The sequence below is a fragment of the Arthrobacter sp. D1-17 genome (genome assembly GCF_054130535.1).
The window spans coordinates 1,328,118-1,347,489 of the sequence record NZ_CP096382.1; the positions used below are offsets into that span (position 1 = coordinate 1,328,118).

Sequence of the window (19,372 nt, forward strand, 5' to 3'; positions counted from 1 at the left end):
TTTGGTTGATTGATCCGCGGAGGAAAGTTCAGGCCCCGGCAGGCTGGCGGGAGCCTGCGGATTGCGAGGCGGCGGTTGACGTTGCACTGAATTTTCCGCCCGCGACCCGGATGGAGAGGCTGGTCCCGCCGGGCGCCTCTGCCGGATGCCGTACGACAGCGCCGGCTGATGGCCCGCTGCCCGCGGCGAGCTGGACGACGGCGTAGCCGCGGTCCAGCGTCTGCTGCGGGGACAGCGCCCTGACCTGCGCCTGGAGATGCCCGAGCTGGTCGGCGGCCCTCGTGAGGGCAGCGGTGATGGCGGCAGTGGACCGGCGTGCCAGACGTTCAACTTCCTCCTCCCTCACATTGACCATGACGTCGGGGGCGGCAAGAACGGGACGCGAACGCAGGGCGGCTAGACGGTCGGATTCCCGGGCAACGAGCTGCGTCACTGAGCGGTGCAGCTGGGCCTCTGCCTGGCGCACGCGGGCCAGCTCCTCCGAAACTTCGGGAACTATCCGCTTGGCGGCATCGGTCGGCGTGGAAGCGCGAAGGTCGGCGACGTCGTCGAGAATGGGGCGGTCCGCCTCGTGCCCGATGGCGCTCACAACAGGAGTCACCGCCCCGGCGACGGCCCGGATCAGTTCCTCGTTGCTGAAGGGGAGGAGATCTTCCAGTGCGCCGCCGCCGCGGGCGACGACGATGACGTCGACATCGGGGCGGGCGTCCAGTTCCTTCAGTGCCCGGATGATCTGGGCAACGGCAGTATTGCCCTGGACGGCAACTTCCCGGATCTCGAATTCGACGGCGGGCCAGCGCAGCGCCGCGTTCCGCAGGACGTCCTTCTTCGCATCCGAGTCCCGCCCGGTGATGAGGCCGATGCGGTGCGGCAGCAGCGGGAGCCGCTTCTTCCGCGATTCGGCGAAGAGGCCTTCGGCGGCGAGGGCGTGGCGCAACCTCTCAATCCGGGCGAGGAGGTCGCCCAGCCCCACAGGGCGGATGTCCTTGACCGACATGTTGAGGCGTCCGGTCTTGAGCCAGAACTCTGCCTTCAGCAGTGCCACCACCCTGCTGCCACGTTCCAGGGGGCTCTCCTGGCGGTCGAGGATCTTGGTCCAGACGGAAGCCGGCAGGGAAATCTCGGCGTCCACATCCCGAAGAGTCAGGAAAGCGCTGGTGCCCCTCCGGTTCAGCTCGATTACCTGGCCCTCGACCCACGCTGCCGGAGCACGCTCGATATGCGCCTTGAGTTTTTGGGACAGCAACTGCAGCGGCCACGGGTTGTCCGGTGTTGTCTCGGCGGCGGTGGCGGGCACGGTCGTCGCCGTGCCGGGGACAATGGCATTTTCAGCCATGTGCAGCCCGGGTGGAGGCGTTCGCCTGTTGCATGTGCCCGTCCTTAACGTTGTGGCTTACCTTGTGCTTCGCACTTCGCCATTGCGCTCATCAACTCTATCCATAGCTTTATCACCCGATGACGACATTTTTTGCCCTGGACAGACCTGCCTAGGATGGCAATGTCCCCAGGACCCGCCAAGAACCCCCACCAGCTAGGAATCCCTTGCGTTCTTTTGTTTCGGCCTTGGCCGTAGTCATTGCCCTGTTGCTGTCCGCCGTCGCCGTCCCGGCCATCTGGGTGGACCGCAACATCGTTCAGGAAGACGGCTTCGTTGCGTTGGCCGCTCCCTTGGGTAAGGATCCGGTCTTTCAGCAAAGGCTCGCGGCCGCCGCCGTGGGCGGGATCGATGCCGGGGGGGCAATACCTGAACCCGTGGCAGGAATCGTCAGGCCCCTGCTGGAATCAGCGGCAGCCTCCCTCAGCGGGCTGCCCGGCTACCCGGCCGCCTGGGAGGAAACTCTTCGTAAAAGCCACCGGCTCAACTTCGCCGCCGGCACTGCCTCTTCCGAAGCCGGGCCCGGCACGACCGTCACGCTGGATGTTGCACCCCTCGTTGCGCTCGCCACTACCCAGATTTCGGAGCGCGCAGGAGTTCCGCTGGAAGCTCCGGCCCAGACCCTGCTGACGGTTGGACAGCCAAACCAGCGGCAGCAGATTGAACAGGTGGCCGCGTACGCCCCTCTCGGTTACAGCCTGGCCATCGGGGCGGGAATCGCATTTCTCCTGGCGTTTGTAGCGGCCCGCCGCCGGTGGACAGTATTCGTCGGAGCTGGCATCGGTGCCCTCGGTCTGGCAGGGGTGTGGACCGTGGGATCGCGCTTGGCCTCCGAGACCGCTGTCGGCACCGCGAGCGGAAACGAGGTGGCCGACCTGTTCGTGCAGGAATTTGTCAGTGCATCAACCCGCGGCTTCGGCTCATGGATAACGACGGCGGCCATCACCGGCGCCGTGCTGGTTGCCGCCGGTCTTGCCGGTCGTCTGCTCAGCGGCCGGGCCCGCCAGGCCTGAGTTCCACCACGGTTTCCGGGTCAGGGCGGAATCGGGACCGTTGCAGGCAGGTTCCCGACCAGGTGCGCGGCGTGGTTCGCTGCAGGCATAGTGCCACCGGAAGGCCATGCGGCAGCCGGTAGCATGGAGCAATGACCTCCTCTGCTGTCTCCCTCTCGATGCCAACCGTTCCGCGCCGGCGCCGTTCGCCTGAGGAAGTGCTGGCGGCCGCGCCTGTGGCCGGCCCCAAGAAGGTCTTGCTCGCGGCCCCGCGCGGATATTGTGCGGGCGTCGACCGGGCCGTCATTGCTGTGGAAAAGGCGCTGGAGCACTACGGGCCGCCCGTTTACGTGCGCAAGCAGATTGTGCACAACGTGCATGTGGTCAGTTCCCTGGAAGAACAGGGAGCCATCTTTGTCGACGAAACCGACGAGGTGCCTGAGGGTGCGCTGGTGATCTTCTCAGCGCACGGCGTGTCACCCGCCGTGGTCCAGTCCGCTGAGGACCGGGGGCTGCGCACCATCGACGCCACCTGCCCGCTGGTTACCAAGGTCCACAAGGAAGCGGTCCGTTTCGCAAAGGACGACTTTGACATCCTGCTGATCGGCCATGATGGCCACGAGGAAGTTGAAGGCACCGCCGGCGAAGCTCCGGAGCACATCCAGATCATCAACGGTCCGCATGAAGTGGACAAGGTGACGGTACGAAACCCGGAAAAGGTCATTTGGCTTTCCCAGACGACCCTGAGCGTTGACGAGACCATGGAAACGGTCCGGCTGCTCAAAGAGCGGTTCCCCACCCTGCAGGACCCGCCCAGCGATGACATCTGCTACGCGACCACAAACCGCCAGGTGGCCATCAAGAAGATCGCTCCGCAGGCGGACCTCGTAATTGTGGTGGGGTCCGCGAACTCCTCGAATTCAGTGCGGCTGGTTGAGGTTGCCCTTGAGTACGGTGCCAAGGCGTCGTACCGCGTGGACTTTGCCAACGAGGTGGACGAGGCCTGGTTTGAGGGCGTTTCCACCGTCGGCGTCACATCCGGGGCGTCCGTGCCGGAGGTACTGGTCAAGGACGTGCTCCGCCTGCTGGCCGACTACGGCTACGGCGCCGTCGAGGAAGTCGTCACGGCCGAAGAGGATCTGCTCTTCTCACTGCCCAAGGAGCTTCGCGCAACCCTCAAGGCAGCCGGCGATGTCTCGCGGGCCCTGGGCGGCCGCCGCTCGAACTAGCGGCCGCCGCTCAAATGAGCAGCCGGCGCTCCGATTAGGGGCCGGCGCTCAACCGGCGCTTCGGGTAGCCGCCGGGCACCTGCCCCTACGCAGCGTCCTCCTCGGACGCCTCCTCCAACAGCTGCGCGCTGTGAGCGTGCTCCTGCAGCTCAGGGGCGGAAACGGCGCGGGGAGCCACCTGAACCGCCGGCGGTGCAACAAGGCCTGCGGCGTCGAGGGCATTGAGTTTCCGGGCTGTGGGCAGCACACGGGCCTCCAGCGTGCCGACCATCGAGTTGTACCGGTCGACCGACGTCTTCAGGGAGCTTCCCAGCTTGCTGACATTCTCACCGAGAGTGCCCATCCGCTCATAGAGCTGCCGGGCCAGCTCGAACAATTCACGGGCACTGTCCGTCAGAACGTCCTGCCGCCATGTGAAGGCAACGGACTTCAGCACGGCCAGCAGGGTGCCGGGTGAGGCAAGCACCACGTTTTTGGAGAGGGCGTGGTCCAAAAGCCCCGGATCAGCAGAGAGGGCGGCAGCGAGGATGGACTCGGCAGGCAGGAAGCAGACTACCAGCTCGGGGGAGTTGCCTGAGATGTCCCAGTACTTCTTGTTGCTGAGGGCGTCGACATGGGACTTGAGCGCTTTGGCGTGGGCGGCCAGCAGGGCCTGCTGGTTGGAGCGGCTTCCGGCATTGTCGGGATCAGTCTGGCCAAGGTCCTGGGCCTCGAGATAGGAGGACAGCGGCACCTTCGCGTCAACCACCAGCTGCTTGTCGCCCGGAAGCTGGACCACAAGATCCGGGCGGACCGAAGCATCCACACCCGGGCTGTGCAGCTGCTCATAGAAGTCCACATGACGGAGCATCCCGGCCGCTTCAACAACCCTGCGCAGCTGGACCTCGCCCCATTGGCCGCGGGCGCTGTTCGAGCGCAGGGCCGCCTCGAGGGCATGGGTGGACCTCATGAGCTGCTGGTCTGAGAGCCTGGCCTCCTGTAACTGTTGAGCCAGTTGCCCGTACTGTTCCAGCCTGTCGCGTTCCAGGAGGGAAACCTGCTGCTGGACGGCAGTCAGTTTCTCGGCCACGGGCGCCAGGGCACGCAGAACGCTGCCGTCCTGCTGGCGCGATTCCCCGAGCTCCCGGTTTTGCATCGCCAGCAGCTTCCGCTCCGCTTCAGCTGCGGCGTAGTGGGCGGTGACCTCCGAGAGCCGCGCCGAAACGCCGTCGAAATCCGCCTCGAGTGCCACATTGCGGCGCCGCATCACCACGTACGCGAAGGCCGCGCCCGCCAGCCCGCCGAGCAGCAGCATCAGGAGGCCCAAAATCAGTGCAAAAGAATCCATGCCTTCACTGTGGCACGCAGGTACGACAATTTTGCCGAAGACGCCGCCAGCACCAGCCCTGCCCGTGCCCGTGCGCCTGCACGTGATCTGTCCGCTGCCTGCGGCCGGTCACTGCGGTAACAGGTAGAATCGTTGTCCGTGGCTCTTACTATTGGCATCGTCGGACTGCCCAACGTCGGCAAATCAACTCTTTTCAACGCACTGACCCGGAACCAGGTACTGGCGGCGAACTATCCGTTTGCCACCATCGAGCCGAACGTCGGTGTCGTCAACCTGCCCGACCCCAGGCTCCAGAAGCTCGCAGGGATCTTCGGATCGCAGCGGGTGCTGCCCGCCGCAGTGTCCTTCGTCGACATCGCCGGCATCGTGAAGGGTGCATCCGAAGGAGAAGGACTGGGCAACCAGTTCCTCGCCAATATCCGTGAAGCGGAAGCCATCGCGCAGGTGGTGCGCGTCTTCGACGACCCCGACGTTATCCACGTCGACGGCAAGGTCGACCCCCGCTCGGATATGGAAACCATCAACACCGAGCTGATCCTCGCCGATCTGCAGACCATCGAGAAGGCAATTCCCCGGATCGAGAAAGAGGTCAAGATCAAGAAGCGGGAAGGCGCGGAACTCGCAGCCATCAAGGCCGCGCAGGCCGTGCTGGAACGCGGTGACACGATCTACTCCTCCATCAAGAGCGACAAGCTGGAGATGGAGCACCTCAAGGAACTCAGCCTCCTGACGGCGAAGCCCTTTATCTACGTCTTCAATGCCGACGAAGGAATCCTCGGCAGCCCCGAGAAACAGGCCGAGCTGCGCGCCATGGTTGCGCCCGCTGACTGCATCTTCCTTGACGCCAAGCTTGAGGCCGACCTCGTAGAGCTGGATGAGGCTGAGGCCCGCGAGATGCTTGAAATGAACGGCCAGGATGAATCGGGCCTGGACCAGCTGGCCCGCGTGGGGTTTCACACGCTTGGCCTGCAGACCTACCTCACGGCCGGCCCCAAGGAAGCCCGGGCCTGGACCATCCGCCAGGGAGACACGGCGCCGCAGGCGGCGGGAGTCATCCACTCGGACTTCCAGCGTGGCTTCATCAAGGCCGAAGTTGTTTCCTTCGAAGACCTGGTGGAGGCCGGGTCCATGGCGGAAGCGAAGTCCCGCGGCAAGGTCCGTATCGAGGGCAAGGAATACGTGATGGCCGACGGCGACGTGGTGGAGTTCCGCTTCAACGTCTGACCAGCCTTCAACGTCTCCCAGGACATGTTCCCCAGCCCTGCCGGATGGGCGGATTTGGACCCTAAGCACGCTTTCTATTAGTTTTGTTCAGGCGTCTCCGTGTTCCCCCAAACATGGAGGCATCGACCAGAAGAACCCCCGCGGCCACAAGCCTGCGGGGGTTCTTTGCTGTCCGCCGGAGATCAGGAAGGTTTAGGGGCGGCATGTGCGGCCCGGCCCAGTCCACTGCTACGTCAGCCTCCTCCCTATTCAGTGATTGAGGATTAACAAGCAGTAGCCCCGGACCCTCGGAAAACAGGCTTCGGTTGTGATTGGCGCCGGCGGGCAGACACTGTTTTCCTGGTAGGCGGGCATGCTAGGTTGCATCTCGATAACAACCTTTACTGAGGGGCAACTTTCGGACCGCGGGTACGGTGCGCGGGTCTAGGCTACTTCCCATGTGAGACATGCCACATGTTCACTGGGGGGATGTGGCGGTCTGGCCGGCGTCTTCAACGGCGGTCCTTTCCACTAAAGAGACATAGGAGGCGGAATGCGATTCAGTCGTATTTCCAAAGCAGTAGGCGTCGCCGCGGCAGCGGCGCTGGCACTCAGCGCCTGCGCAAGCACCAACACCGGGACAACCCCGACAAGCGATGCCGCCGGCAAGCAGGGCGGCACAGCCACCGTGGTCGAAGTGAACGCGTTCAACACCTTCAACCCCAACACGGCCGACGGCAACACTGACATCAACTCCAAGATCAGCTACGCAACGCACTCCGGCTTCTACTACATCGACAACCAGCTCAACATCGTCCGGAATGAGAAGTTCGGCAAGATGGAAAAGACCTCTGACGATCCATTGACCGTCAGGTACACCATCAATGAAGGCGTGAAGTGGTCGGACGGCACGCCTGTTACGGCGGCTGACCTCCTTCTCCAGTGGGCTGCTTTCTCCGGGTACTACAACGACGCCGATGCGGACGGCAAGGCAGGAACGTCATACTTCTCCTACGCCGGGGATCCAACCGGCCTCGCCCTCACCGACTTTCCGGAGATCGGCGACGACAACCGTTCGATGACGCTGAAGTACTCGAAGCCGTTCGCGGACTGGGAGATCGCGCTGGGAGGGCCCGGTATCGACATCCCGGCCCACGTCCTGGCAAAGAAGGCCGGCATGGCCGACACCCAGGAGTTCATCGACCACCTCAAAGGCCTGCCCCGTGGCGATGCCAAGGCACCCAAGCCGGCGGACAGCAAGCTCAAGGCCATGTCCGAACTTTGGAACACGGGCTTCGACACCAAGACGCTGCCCGGCGATCCGAGCCTCTTCCTGTCCAACGGCCCGTTCATCGTCAAGAGCGTGAACCAGGACCAGTCCCTGACCATGGTCAGGAACAAGGACTACAACTGGGGCCCTGAACCGAAGCTGGACGAAATCACCGTCCGCTACATCGGCTCGGCACCGGCACAGGTCCAGGCACTGAAGAACGGCGAAGCGGACATCATTGCCCCGCAGGCCTCCGCCGACACGATCGAGCAGCTCAAGGCACTCGAGAGCCAAGGCGTGACGGTGGAACAGGGCAACCAGCTCTCCTACGACCACATTGACCTGAACTTCTACGGCGTATTCGCCGAGAAGAACGTCCGTGAAGCATTCCTGAAGACGGTCCCCCGCAAGGACATCGTGGACAAGATCGTCAAGAAGCTGGATCCGGAAGCAAAGCCGCTGGATTCGCAGCTCTTCGTTCCGGCCCAGCCCGCCTACGCGGACAGCGTGAAGGAAAACGGCTCCGCCGCGTACCAGGATGTTGACATCGACGGAGCCAAGAAGCTGCTCGCCGGCAAGACTCCGGAAATCCGCATCATGTACAACAAGGACAACCCCAACCGTGTGGACGCCTTCTCCCTGGTCCGTGAATCTGCCACCAAGGCAGGCTTCAAGATCGTCGACGGCGGGCTCGGCGGCTCCGACTGGGGCAAGGCGCTGGGCAAGGGCGGCTACGACGCCACCATCTTCGGCTGGATCAACCCGGGCGTCGGCGTCTCCGGCGTACCGCAGATCTTCCGCACGGGCAACGGGTCCAACTTCAACAAGTTCAGCGACCCTGAGGCCGACAAGCTGATGGACGAGCTCATCGTGACGACGGACCGCGGCAAGCAGGACGACCTCATCAGGCAGATCGACAGGAAGATCTGGGCTTCCTCCTACGGTCTCCCGCTGTTCCAGTCCATCGGTGTGGATGCCTACAGCGACCGGATCACAGGCGTGAAGTTCATGCCCAACCAGACGGGTGTCTGGTGGAACTTCTGGGAGTGGGCCGAAAAGTAAGCCCGTGACCACAACTGCAAGAAGCTAACTAAGGCGCCGGGATCAAGCACCATGGTCCCGGCGCCTTAGTGGCGGCAACTCCGCCCCGTGCCGGCACCACGACGGCGGGCACGGCCAAACCTGCGACCGGTCCTGGCAACCCCCGGACCCGAATATTGAGGTTCTTTTCCGATGGTGACCTACATTGTCCGGCGGCTCGTCACCGCTGCACTCATCCTCCTGGGTGCGTCATTCCTGGTGTACCTGCTGACCGCTGCATCCGGCGATCCGCTCGCGGAGTTCCGGGCGAGCAGTGCCCCCAACAAACAGCAGCTGATGGATTCGCGGTCGGCCCTCCTGGACCTGGACACCCCTGCTCCCATCAGATACTTCAAGTGGCTTGGCGGCGCCGCACAGTGCCTTGTCCCCTTTGCCGGCACCTGTGACCTTGGCAAGAACATCGCCGGCCAGCCCATCACGGATGCGCTGGGGCATGCGCTGGTCCAGACACTCACACTCGTCACGGCAGCCACCGTGCTGGCGATCCTCATCGGCATCACCCTGGGCATCATCACCGCGCTGCGCCAGTACAGCAGCCTGGACTATGGCGTGACTTTCATGGCGTTTCTGTTCTTCTCCCTGCCGATCTTCTGGGTGGCCGTGCTGCTGAAGGAGTTCGGCGCCATCGGATTCAACAACTTCCTTAGGAACCCGGAGATTCCCCTGCCTGTCGCTGCGGGCATAGGTGCTGTCCTTGGCCTCGTAGCCCTGATCATCGCCGGGGGTGACCTCAAGCGCCGGGTGCTGGTCGGCGGAATAGTTTTCGCGGCCGTCACGGCGGTGCTCGTCTACTTTTCCGTCACGCTGTGGTTCAAGACGCCCGGACTCGGCCCGGTCGTCATCGCCATCGCAGGAGTGGGCCTCGCCTTTGCCGTGACATTGCTGACGGCCGGCCTGAAGAACCGTAAGGCCTTGCGCGCCGCACTCATTGCCGCGGGCGCGGGCGTGGTTGCCTACTTCCTCGTCCAGCCGCTGCTCAACCAGGCAACAGTCCTCATGATCGTGCTCCTTGCGGTCGCAACGGTCCTGGTCGGCACCGGCATCGGCTACCTTGTGGGCGGGTATGACCGGGGGCAGTCCATGCGGGCGGCGGCTATTACCTCTTTTCTTCTCGGGTTCCTCATCGTCCTGGATCGGTACATGCAGGCGTGGCCGGCGTACTTCAATAACAGCAGGGTCCGCGGCCGCCCCATTGCAACGATCGGCGCCGGCACCCCGAATATTGAAGGGGACTATTGGATCCTCGGGCTCGACTCGTTCACCCACCTGATCCTGCCCACCACTGCGCTCATCCTGATCTCCCTGGCCGGCTATACGAGGTTCACCCGTTCTTCCATGCTCGAGATCATGAACATGGACTACATCCGGACGGCACGCGCCAAGGGCCTCTCGGAACGGACCGTGGTCATGCGCCACGCCTTCCGGAACGCCCTCATCCCCGTGGCCACGATCGTCGCCTTCGACATCGGCGGGCTCATCGGCGGCGCCGTCATCACAGAGACGGTGTTCTCCGTCCGCGGCATGGGATTCCTGTTCCTTGACGGCATCCTGCACGTTGACCCGAATCCGGTCATGGGCGTCTTCATCTGCGTCGCCATCACGGCCATGGTGTTCAACCTCATAGCGGACCTTGCCTACTCCGCGCTGGATCCACGAGTAAGGGTAAAAGCATGAGCCAGCCGAGCCAGCAGGACGAAATAGTAGCTGAACAGGCCAGCCTGAAGGGGCAGCCGGCCGCCGGCATCGAGCCTGTCATCGAGGCCAAAGGACTGAGCCAGGGGCAGATTGTCCGCAAGCGGTTCCTCGGGCACTCCGGTGCCATTGCAGGCCTCGTCGTCTTCGCCATCATCTTCGTCATGGCCTTCACGTCAGTTGGATATGCGGGCATTCCTGGATGGTGGAAGTACACCCACGAGGCCGTCTCACCGCTCGTCAACGACGGCGCGCCCACGGCCTCCCTCTGGCCGATTGCCTGGGGGGAGCATCCATTCGGCCAGGACCGGATCGGCCGCGACCTGTTTGCCATGACGATGCGCGGTGCCCAGCAATCCATCACCATCATGGTGGTCATCGGACTCATTGCAGGTCTGATCGGCGTAACCGTGGGCGCGCTGTCCGGGTACTTCCGTGGCTGGACAGAAGCCATTCTCATGCGCCTCACCGACGTCATCATCATCATTCCCGCGCTGCTTTTGGCAGCGGTCATGGCACAGTTCGCGGGCCGGCGGGACGAAGGAAGCTGGTTTGCCTCTTTTGCCAGCACCAACGGTGTTCTGGCCCTTGGGATCTTCCTTGGACTGATCAGCTGGGTGGGCCTTGCAAGGCTGATGCGGGGTGAGTTCCTCACCCTGCGTGAACGCGAATTCGTCGACGCAGCCCGGATCTCCGGAGCCAGCAACGCGCGGATCATCTTCAAGCACATCCTGCCGAACGCCGTCGGCGTACTGATCGTCAATGTCACCCTGACCATGTCCGCGGCCATCCTTACCGAGACCGCGCTGAGTTACCTTGGCGTGGGCGTGAAGTCCCCGGACACGTCCCTGGGTTTGCTCATCTCACAAAACCAGGAGGCCTTTACCACACGGCCGTGGCTGTTCTGGTTTCCCGGCCTGTTCATTGTCCTCATTTGCCTGAGCATCAACTTCATCGGCGACGGACTGCGGGATGCCTTTGATCCCCGGCAGAAAAAATTCAATCCCAAGAAGGCCCGGGAAGACCGCCGCCGTCCCAAGACTCCGGAGAAGACACCCATCACCGCCGCTGAAGGCAGTACAGGGGACAGCAGGGACGGGAACGGCCCTGCAGCCGGTTCCGGCAGGGGAGACTGACGTGCTGTCCGGCCTACACCAGGGCCACGCCCCAGATGCTGAACAGCACGAGGGCTGCCGTGACGCCGAGGTCCAGCCACCGGATCCTCACAGTGACAGGGGTGTCGGCCGCGGCGCCGGCGTCGAGGGCCCCGGATTCCACCATCTGCTGCCAGCGGGCGCGCACGAGTTGAGCTGCCTGGCCCGAGTCGGTGCTCTTCAGATCGCCGGGGCGAACCGACTGGCCCGGGCCATAGGTGCTGCCGGGCAGCCCCTGAAGGTCCTCCGGCCGGGCGTTGCGGCCGCCCCAGATTCCTGGCGCCGGCGCCGCCCATGCGCCGTAGCTACGGGCCGGCGTGATGAGCGTCAAAGCATAACGTGTATCCACCTGGACCAAGGCAGCCCACGGCACAGCAATACTGCGGAACGGGTTTTCGAGGCTCACGCCGGCTTCCTGAATCACAACGGACGGGCGCCAGAACAGCACCCAGCCAAGGTACGCGGTCAGCACCAGCGGACCGGTGCCGGAGACGGCTTCTGCTCGGCCGCTGAGGGCCGTGCTGACCAGACCGGCGCCGGCCACGGCCCAGGCAAGCCCGGCGAACCACTTGTTCGTGCGGGCCTTGAAGATCTCCGTGCTTGCGGCGGACGGCGCAGTGCTCATGCCCCCATAATTCAGGATTCCGCGCCGGTGCACTAATCCCAGCTGCTCCGCCGGCACGTGTGAAAGGAAAACCCCACCATGACTGACTTCATCAGCCCCAGCTCCGCCAGGTCCGGCTCCGACAGCAAGGGCGCAGTCGTTCTTGAGGTGCGCGATCTGAGTGTCGACTTCGGCGTGGACAAGGCATGGGTGCCTGCCGCCGTCGGGCTTAACTACGAAGTCCGCGCCGGGGAGGTACTGGCCATCGTTGGCGAATCCGGCTCGGGCAAGAGTGCCAGTTCCATGGCGCTGCTGGGCCTGTTGCCGAGCAACAGCCGCGTCTCCGGCAGCGTCAAACTCTCAGGCAAGGAGCTGCTGGGCGCGGACGCCTCAAACATCAGGAGTGTCCGGGGCAAGGACGTGGCCGTCATCTTCCAGGAGCCGATGACCGCCCTCAACCCCGTCTACACCGTCGGCGCCCAGATTGTGGAGACGGTCCGGCTGCACAACGAGGTGTCCCCGGAACAGGCCCGCGAACGGGCCCTGCAGATGCTGGACCTCGTGGAACTGCCCGATCCGGAGAAGGCCTTCAAGTCCTATCCGCACCAGCTCTCCGGCGGGCAGCGGCAGCGGGCGATGATCGCGCAGTCACTCTCCTGCGATCCCAGACTGCTCATCGCCGACGAACCGACCACGGCGCTTGACGTCACGGTGCAGGCGGAAATCCTGGACCTCATGAGGAACCTGCGGAACAAGCTGGACAGCGCCATCGTCCTGATCACCCATGACATGGGCGTTGTGGCGGACCTGGCCGACCGAATTGCGGTCATGCGGCGCGGAGTCATCGTGGAGACCGGGACAGCCGAAGAGATCTTCCACCACCCCCGGCACCCCTATACGCAGGCCCTCCTGGCAGCGGTGCCGCACCTCGGCCAGGGCGGTGCCGATGCCGTCGCTGACGTGGACGTCATCGCCGCGCTCGCCGCAGCTACCCATGCCGAACTGGAATCGGTCAACCGCGAAGAGCTGCTCCGGCGGGAGCAGGAGAATGCTGCGGCGCTGGCAGCCGCCGAGTCCGCCCGGCCTGCTGGAGAACCCGTCCTGGAACTGGAGGAGGTCGCCATCGAGTACCCCAAACAGGGGCGTGTACCGGCATTCCGGGCCGTCGAAGGCGCGAACCTCACGGTCTATCCCGGACAGGTAGTCGGGCTGGTGGGGGAGTCCGGTTCCGGCAAGACCACCATCGGACGGGCAGCCGTGGGACTGCTGCCGGTAGCTGCCGGTAGGATGAGGGTGGTGGGCCAGGATATTTCGGCAGCGAAAAAGAACGGCAGGCAACTGCATCAGGTCCGACGGCACATCGGCATGGTGTTCCAGGACCCGTCCTCCTCACTGAACCCGCGCCTGCCCATTGGCGAAAGCATCGGCGAACCGATGTACCTCGCAGGGGTGGCCAAGGGCAGCGACCTCCAGAAACGGATCGAAGCCCTGCTGGACCAGGTGGAGCTGCCTCGCGGATACCGCAACAGGTACCCGCATGAGCTCTCAGGCGGGCAAAAGCAGCGTGTGGGCATTGCGCGCGCCCTGTCACTGAAGCCCAAACTGATGGTGGCAGACGAACCCACCTCTGCGCTGGACGTTTCAGTGCAGGCCAAGGTGCTGGAGCTTTTCCAGAACCTGCAGCGGGAGCTGGGCTTCGCGTGCCTGTTCGTCACCCACGACCTCGCCGTCGTCGACGTTCTCGCCGACAGGATCTGTGTCATGCAGCGCGGACGCATCGTGGAACAGGGGACCCGTGACCAGATCCTCCGCAATCCGCAGGAGCCCTACACGCAGAGACTGCTTGCCGCAGTTCCCCTGCCCGACCCGGAGCGGCAGCGCGAACGCCGCGAACTTCGGGCCCAGCTGCTGGCGGCGGGAGCGAAATGAGCCGCCCTGCCGTCGCAGCCTGCCGTGTCCCGGGCAAGTGACCCCGGGACCGGGTCTACCGGGACCGGGGTCAGCGCTGCAGGCCCAGCGAGGAGAGGCGGTCCAGCAGCAGCGCGCCCAGGGCGCGGTGGCCGTCGTCGTTCATGTGGACGGCGTCGGCGAGGTGGACGTCCAGCCCGTACCTGGTAAGCCAGTCCCCGGCGCTGACGAAAGGTATCCCCTGTTCCGCAGCCACGGTCCCAAGGAGTGCGTCCACTTCCGAACGCCGGCCGCCGCCGTGAGCAGCGCCCCTGGCCAGCGTGCCGACCATGACGAACTTCGCAGCGGGGTACCGCTGCCTCAGCGTGGCGATCAGTTGCCCGGCATTGGCCCTGATTTGTTCGTCGCCCGCCCCCTGCTTAGCGTCGTTCCCGCCGCCCTCAATGACCACCAGCGGAGGCTGGCCGTAGGGGAGATGCCAGTCGCCCCGGTGGAGGGCGTCGACATAATTACCCGTAGCGCCGTTCGAGGCAACAAAGCCCGTGCCGCCCTTGCCACAGAAAAAGACGTCGTAACCGAGCCCCGCGAGGGCGCGGCGCGGCCAGCTACTGTCTGGCTCTGACTGCGAGTCGCCGATCAGCAGTACGGTGCGGCCGATGTCTTCCACGATCACCTCGTCCCGACCGTTCGCAGGGTTCCGGTACAAGGACCCGGCCGGGAGGGCGGCGGGATCTGGGCCGGCCGCCAGGTCCTCTGTGACCGCAGCACCGGCGGCCACCGCTTCTCCGGGGCCAGCGACCGGGGCGGGCGCGCGGGTAGCCTCCTGGGAAGAAACGGGAACCGGCGTTCCGCTTCCGGCGCCGGTCCCTAAACCGACGGCGGTACCGCAGCCGCTCAATAAAAGGCCGGCGGCGATCAGCGGGCCCATCAGGAGTGCCCTCACTGAGGCTTGAAACATGCGTGGAACTCCTGGCCTGCTTGTACTGGTTTAGCAATAGTGGTGGATCAGTTCTCCAAAAGCCAGTGATATTGACCACATGACGCCGCTTCGCATTCACGATTTGCTAACGGGCGAGGGGGCGGGTGTGCCCGGCTTCAGGACAATGACGTGCCCGGCTTTAGGCCAATAAAAGGCAGAGCGTCTAGACTTGGTGTAGGTGCCCTGTGCTAAAGGGTCTTATCGTCGTGCGTTCCGGTTGGAAATGTCGCGATACAACAGCTGACTTCACCACTGAATCGAGCAATAACGCATGTCTGAAACCACCACCAACACCGCGGTAGCCACTGCATCGCGCAGTGATCTGCGCAACGTCGCGATTGTGGCCCACGTTGACCATGGCAAGACCACTCTCGTGGACGCCATGCTCAAGCAGACCAACTCCTTCGCTTCGCACGGGGAGGTTGAGGACCGCGTCATGGACTCCGGTGACCTGGAACGCGAAAAGGGCATCACCATCCTGGCGAAAAACACCACCGTTGCCTACAGCGGCCCCTCGTCCAACGGTGAAACCATCACCATCAACGTCATCGACACCCCCGGCCACGCCGACTTCGGCGGCGAGGTAGAGCGCGGCCTGTCCATGGTGGACGGCGTCGTCCTGCTGGTGGACGCCTCCGAGGGCCCGCTGCCGCAGACGCGCTTCGTGCTGCGCAAGGCGCTGGCCGCACACCTGCCCGTGATCCTGCTGGTGAACAAGACCGACCGTCCTGACGCCCGCATCGACGAAGTTGTCCACGAATCGATGGACCTCCTGCTCGGCCTGGCCTCTGACCTCGCGGACGAAGTGCCGGACCTGGATCTGGATAAGATCCTCAATGTCCCCGTCGTCTACGCAGCCGCCAAGGTCGGCCGCGCGTCCCTGGAGCAGCCGGCCGACGGCACGGCCCCGGAGAACGAGGACCTTGAGCCCCTGTTCAAGACCATCATCGAGCACATTCCGGCTCCGACCTACAACCCCGAGGGCGTGCTGCAGGCCCACGTGACCAACCTGGACGCCTCCCCGTTCCTTGGCCGCCTCGCCCTGCTGCGCGTCTACAACGGCACCCTCCGCAAGGGCCAGCAGGTCGCCTGGGCCCGCCACAACGGTGAGCTCAAGACGGTCAAGATCACCGAACTGCTCGCCACCAAGGCCCTTGAGCGCGTTCCGGCTGAGTCCGCCGGCCCCGGTGAGATAGTTGCTGTCGCCGGCATCGAGGACATCACCATCGGCGAGACCCTCACCGATCTCGAAAACCCCCAGCCGCTGCCGCTGATCACCGTGGACGATCCGGCGATCTCCATGACCATCGGTATCAACACCTCGCCCCTCGCCGGCAAGGTCAAGGGCGCGAAGGTAACCGCCCGCCAGGTGAAGGACCGCTTGGACAAGGAACTGATCGGTAACGTCTCCATCAAGGTTCTCCCCACCGAGCGTCCCGATGCCTGGGAGGTCCAGGGCCGAGGCGAGCTCGCGCTGGCTATCCTCGTGGAGCAGATGCGCCGTGAAGGCTTTGAGCTCACGGTTGGCAAGCCGCAGGTCGTCACCAAGACCATTGACGGCAAGATCCACGAGCCGATGGAGCACATGACCATCGACGTTCCCGAAGAGTACCTCGGCGCCGTGACCCAGCTGATGGCCGCACGCAAGGGCCGCATGACCAACATGGCCAACCACGGCACGGGTTGGGTCCGCATGGAATTCATCGTTCCCGCCCGCGGCCTTATCGGTTTCCGCACGAAGTTCCTCACAGACACCCGCGGCGCTGGCATCGCGGCCTCAATCTCTGAAGGCTACGAGCCTTGGGCCGGACCGATCGAGTACCGAACCAACGGCTCCATGGTCGCTGACCGCGCCGGCGTGGTGACTCCGTTCGCCATGATCAACCTTCAGGAACGCGGCTCCTTCTTCGTCAAGCCCACCTCCGAGGTCTACGAAGGCATGATTGTGGGCGAAAACTCCCGCGCCGACGACATGGATGTCAACATCACCAAGGAAAAGAAGCTCACCAACATGCGTGCCGCTTCGTCCGACAGCTTCGAGAACCTCACGCCTCCGCGCGAGCTCACCCTCGAAGAGTGCCTCGAATTTGCCCGCGAAGACGAGTGCGTCGAGGTCACCCCGGAGGACATCCGCATCCGCAAGCTCATCCTCGACTCGAACGAGCGTGCCAAGGCCAACCGCGCCCGCGCGAAGGCTTAATCTCCGTCCCAGACGGAGAAGATCAGACGGAGAGAATCAGCGCAAAGCCGATCACCGCAAGAGTCTGATGGAAAGAGCTGCCGGAACGGCAGGCGGCCTGGCCGCCGCCGGCCGGCAGCTCTTTTTGGTCATCCCCGAAAGCGGCTCCCAGAGCCGTGCCTAGTCAGCTGTCGGATCCCGGTGGTGGGCGATCATCAGCGAGGTGGCCTCGCCGTCGTCATCGGCCGGCAGGGCCATGTACTCGTCGAGGACAGCGCGCAGTTTGTCCAGCATTTCCTGCCGCCGGGCCGCGTTGAACTTCACGCCCAGGCGCCACACCTCGATGTCCTCCGGCGGAAGGTCCCGGGTCTCCTGCAGGAAGGTCTCGATGAGGATCGGGGCGACGTTGTCCACCGATGTGGCCAAGGACTTGCGGCTTGCGATGTAGGGCACTTCAGCGGCGCCCCGCCGCCCTTTCCGGCGCTCTTCGGCGAGGAGGAAGCCGGTCCGCACAAGGGTGCGCACGTGGTGCAGGCTGGACGCGGGATTAATCCCCAACAGCTCCGCGATTTCCTTGTTGGTGCGGGCCTGGTGAAGGCACAGCCGCAGGATCCGAAGCCTGAGCGGAGAACTGAGCGCACGGCCCTTCGCCACCAGGTCAGCATCGTCGCTTTCCGGCGCGGGTGTCATAGCGCCAGTCTAGTCAGCAATCACTGATTGACATATATCAATCGCTGCTGGAAACTGATGCGGTGACAGCCGAACGGACCGCTGCAGGGGAAGCATCCAAGTCGCTGTTACTGGACCGCAACTTCACCACCTTCTGGTCCGGGCAGGCCATAAGCCAACTCGGAGCACAGCTGGGGCAACTGGCGTTTCCGGTACTGGCAGTATCCATGTTGCGTGCCTCGGAATTCGAGGTGGGCCTGCTCAACGCGGCCGGCCTTGCCGCCTTCCTCATCGTGGGCCTTCCAGCGGGCGCCTGGGTGGACCGATGGCTCAAGCGTCCCACCATGATCCGGGCCGACGTCACGCGTATGGCCGCGATGGCAGCCGTGCCGCTGCTCTGGTGGGCCGGACTGCTTGAGATGTGGCACCTCTACGTCATCGCGGCGATCGTCGGAACAGCCACGGTGTTTTTCGACGTCTCGTACCAGAGCTACGTCCCGGTCCTTGTCGCGCCCGGCCAAGTCAACCAGGCCAACTCCAAGCTGGAGGCAACAGCCCAGATAGCGCGGATCGGCGGGCCGGCCTCCGCTGGTCTGCTGCTGGCGGTGGTCACGGCTCCGGTGCTCTTCATCGGTGAGGCCGTCGGCTACCTGCTGTCCGCGATCTTCCTCGCCCGCACGCGCGACCGGGAGGTGGCCGCCCCGGTGGCAGGCCGGCGCCCCCTGCGCGCCGAGATCAAGGAAGGGCTCGGGTTCGTGATCCGGCATCCACTCATCAGCCGCATCGCAGCCTGTACAGCTGCCATGAACTTCTGCGGCATGATGATTTTCACGATGATGCCGGTGCTGATTCTGCGGACCCTTGGACTGGGCCCGCAGGGGATGGGCTTGGTCATGGCCGTGGGCGCCGCCGGCGGCCTGCTGGGGGCAGTGATGGCCCCAAAGCTGGCGGCCCGGGTGGGGGAGGGCAGGGTGATACCGCTCTGCGCGGTGGCCAGTTCCGTGCTCCTGGTTCCCCTGCCGCTGGCTGCCATGGTGGCCGAACCAGTTGCCTCCCTGCTGCTGGTGCTGGTGTCAGAGTTCTTCTTCGGGTTCGTGGTGCTGGTTTACAACATCACGCAGCTCAGCATGCGCCAGCGTGTTTGTCCGCCGCGCCTGCTGGGGAGGATGAACGCATCCATCCGGTTTGTGGTATGGGGGGTCATGCCGCTGGCCGCGTTGGCGTCCGGCCTTCTCGCGGAGCAGTTCGGCCTCATCGCAGTCATCTGGATCGGAACTGCAGGCAGTTTCCTGGCAGCCGCCCCGGTGGTGTTCTCGCCGCTGCTGCGCATGCGCAGCCTGCCCAACCAGGTGGAGGGCAGCTAGGTACGGGAACCCCGCCGGGCTGGCGGGGGCGGCACCTGCTTGGCGGCCACCACCCGCTCAAGGAGAATCACGACGTCGGCACTTCGGGTACGCACGGTGCATTCGGTGGGGCTGCACCCCAGCAGGTCTCCCAGTGCGTCGGTGAATCCGCCGTCGATCTTGTACCGGACGACCACCCGGGTACCGGCGGAGGCTGTGGCGAGGAACTCACGGGGTGCGGCGGGTTGCTGGTTCACGCAATCATCGTATGACGACCTCCTACTGTGACGCCTGCACGCAGTACCCTGGTGGACTGTGACGCACCGCTACGTTCGCTAAGCGGGGCT

At 64.4% G+C, this 19,372-nt stretch carries 15 protein-coding genes; 9 read left to right on the forward strand and 6 right to left on the reverse strand.

Annotated elements, in window-relative coordinates:
- Window positions 1-28: 28 nt before the first annotated feature.
- Window positions 29-1,336 (reverse strand): exodeoxyribonuclease VII large subunit, encoded by a 1,308-nt coding sequence (gene xseA / locus M1E01_RS06250; protein WP_457974207.1) that lies wholly within the window; start codon window positions 1,334-1,336, stop codon window positions 29-31.
- 206 nt (window positions 1,337-1,542) lie between these two features.
- Between xseA and M1E01_RS06255 the strand changes: the two genes are divergently transcribed.
- Window positions 1,543-2,388 (forward strand): hypothetical protein, encoded by an 846-nt coding sequence (locus M1E01_RS06255; RefSeq protein WP_457974208.1) that lies wholly within the window; start codon window positions 1,543-1,545, stop codon window positions 2,386-2,388.
- Window positions 2,389-2,519: 131 nt separating this feature from the next.
- Window positions 2,520-3,596: a 4-hydroxy-3-methylbut-2-enyl diphosphate reductase gene (locus M1E01_RS06260; protein ID WP_457974209.1), complete on the forward strand. Its 1,077-nt coding sequence runs from the start codon at window positions 2,520-2,522 to the stop codon at window positions 3,594-3,596.
- Between the two features lie 85 nt (window positions 3,597-3,681).
- Here M1E01_RS06260 and M1E01_RS06265 read toward each other — a convergent pair whose 3' ends face one another.
- Window positions 3,682-4,923, reverse strand: a complete 1,242-nt coding sequence (locus M1E01_RS06265) for a DNA recombination protein RmuC (protein ID WP_457974210.1) — start codon at window positions 4,921-4,923, stop codon at window positions 3,682-3,684.
- Window positions 4,924-5,061: 138 nt separating this feature from the next.
- Between M1E01_RS06265 and ychF the strand changes: the two genes are divergently transcribed.
- The 4 genes from ychF to M1E01_RS06285 all read left to right on the forward strand — a co-directional run bounded on the left by ychF (window position 5,062) and on the right by M1E01_RS06285 (window position 11,325).
- Complete coding sequence (gene ychF, locus M1E01_RS06270; protein WP_457974211.1) at window positions 5,062-6,147, forward strand: redox-regulated ATPase YchF; 1,086 nt, start codon at window positions 5,062-5,064, stop codon at window positions 6,145-6,147.
- Between the two features lie 532 nt (window positions 6,148-6,679).
- Window positions 6,680-8,458, forward strand: coding sequence for an ABC transporter family substrate-binding protein (locus tag M1E01_RS06275; RefSeq protein WP_457974212.1), 1,779 nt, complete (start codon window positions 6,680-6,682; stop codon window positions 8,456-8,458).
- 171 nt (window positions 8,459-8,629) lie between these two features.
- On the forward strand, window positions 8,630-10,171 hold the full coding sequence (locus tag M1E01_RS06280; protein WP_457974213.1) for an ABC transporter permease subunit: 1,542 nt from the start codon (window positions 8,630-8,632) through the stop codon (window positions 10,169-10,171).
- On the forward strand, window positions 10,168-11,325 hold the full coding sequence (locus M1E01_RS06285; RefSeq protein ID WP_457974214.1) for an ABC transporter permease: 1,158 nt from the start codon (window positions 10,168-10,170) through the stop codon (window positions 11,323-11,325). The genes M1E01_RS06280 and M1E01_RS06285 overlap by 4 nt, the downstream gene beginning before the upstream one ends.
- A gap of 13 nt (window positions 11,326-11,338) precedes the next feature.
- On the opposite strand, the gene M1E01_RS06290 is transcribed toward M1E01_RS06285, so the two are convergent.
- Window positions 11,339-11,968, reverse strand: a complete 630-nt coding sequence (locus M1E01_RS06290; protein ID WP_457974215.1) for a PH domain-containing protein — start codon at window positions 11,966-11,968, stop codon at window positions 11,339-11,341.
- Between the two features lie 78 nt (window positions 11,969-12,046).
- Between M1E01_RS06290 and M1E01_RS06295 the strand changes: the two genes are divergently transcribed.
- Entirely contained in the window at window positions 12,047-13,876 is a 1,830-nt protein-coding gene (locus tag M1E01_RS06295) for an ABC transporter ATP-binding protein (RefSeq protein WP_457974216.1), read from the forward strand.
- A 70-nt stretch (window positions 13,877-13,946) separates the two neighbouring features.
- On the opposite strand, the gene M1E01_RS06300 is transcribed toward M1E01_RS06295, so the two are convergent.
- Window positions 13,947-14,813 (reverse strand): SGNH/GDSL hydrolase family protein, encoded by an 867-nt coding sequence (locus M1E01_RS06300; protein ID WP_457974217.1) that lies wholly within the window; start codon window positions 14,811-14,813, stop codon window positions 13,947-13,949.
- 292 nt (window positions 14,814-15,105) lie between these two features.
- Here M1E01_RS06300 and typA point away from each other — a divergent pair, with 292 nt between their 5' ends.
- Entirely contained in the window at window positions 15,106-17,034 is a 1,929-nt protein-coding gene (typA, locus tag M1E01_RS06305; protein WP_457974218.1) for a translational GTPase TypA, read from the forward strand.
- Between the two features lie 159 nt (window positions 17,035-17,193).
- On the opposite strand, the gene M1E01_RS06310 is transcribed toward typA, so the two are convergent.
- Window positions 17,194-17,703 carry a helix-turn-helix domain-containing protein gene (locus M1E01_RS06310; protein ID WP_457974219.1) on the reverse strand — a complete coding sequence of 170 codons (510 nt, stop codon included), beginning with the start codon at window positions 17,701-17,703 and terminating at the stop codon, window positions 17,194-17,196.
- A gap of 62 nt (window positions 17,704-17,765) precedes the next feature.
- On the opposite strand from M1E01_RS06310, the gene M1E01_RS06315 reads away from it, so the two are divergent.
- A complete protein-coding gene (locus M1E01_RS06315) occupies window positions 17,766-19,046 on the forward strand; it encodes an MFS transporter (protein ID WP_457974220.1) in 1,281 nt (426 codons plus the stop codon).
- Here M1E01_RS06315 and M1E01_RS06320 read toward each other — a convergent pair.
- On the reverse strand, window positions 19,043-19,282 hold the full coding sequence (locus M1E01_RS06320; protein ID WP_457974221.1) for a putative acetyltransferase: 240 nt from the start codon (window positions 19,280-19,282) through the stop codon (window positions 19,043-19,045). The genes M1E01_RS06315 and M1E01_RS06320 overlap by 4 nt on opposite strands.
- Between the last annotated feature and the right edge of the window lie 90 nt (window positions 19,283-19,372).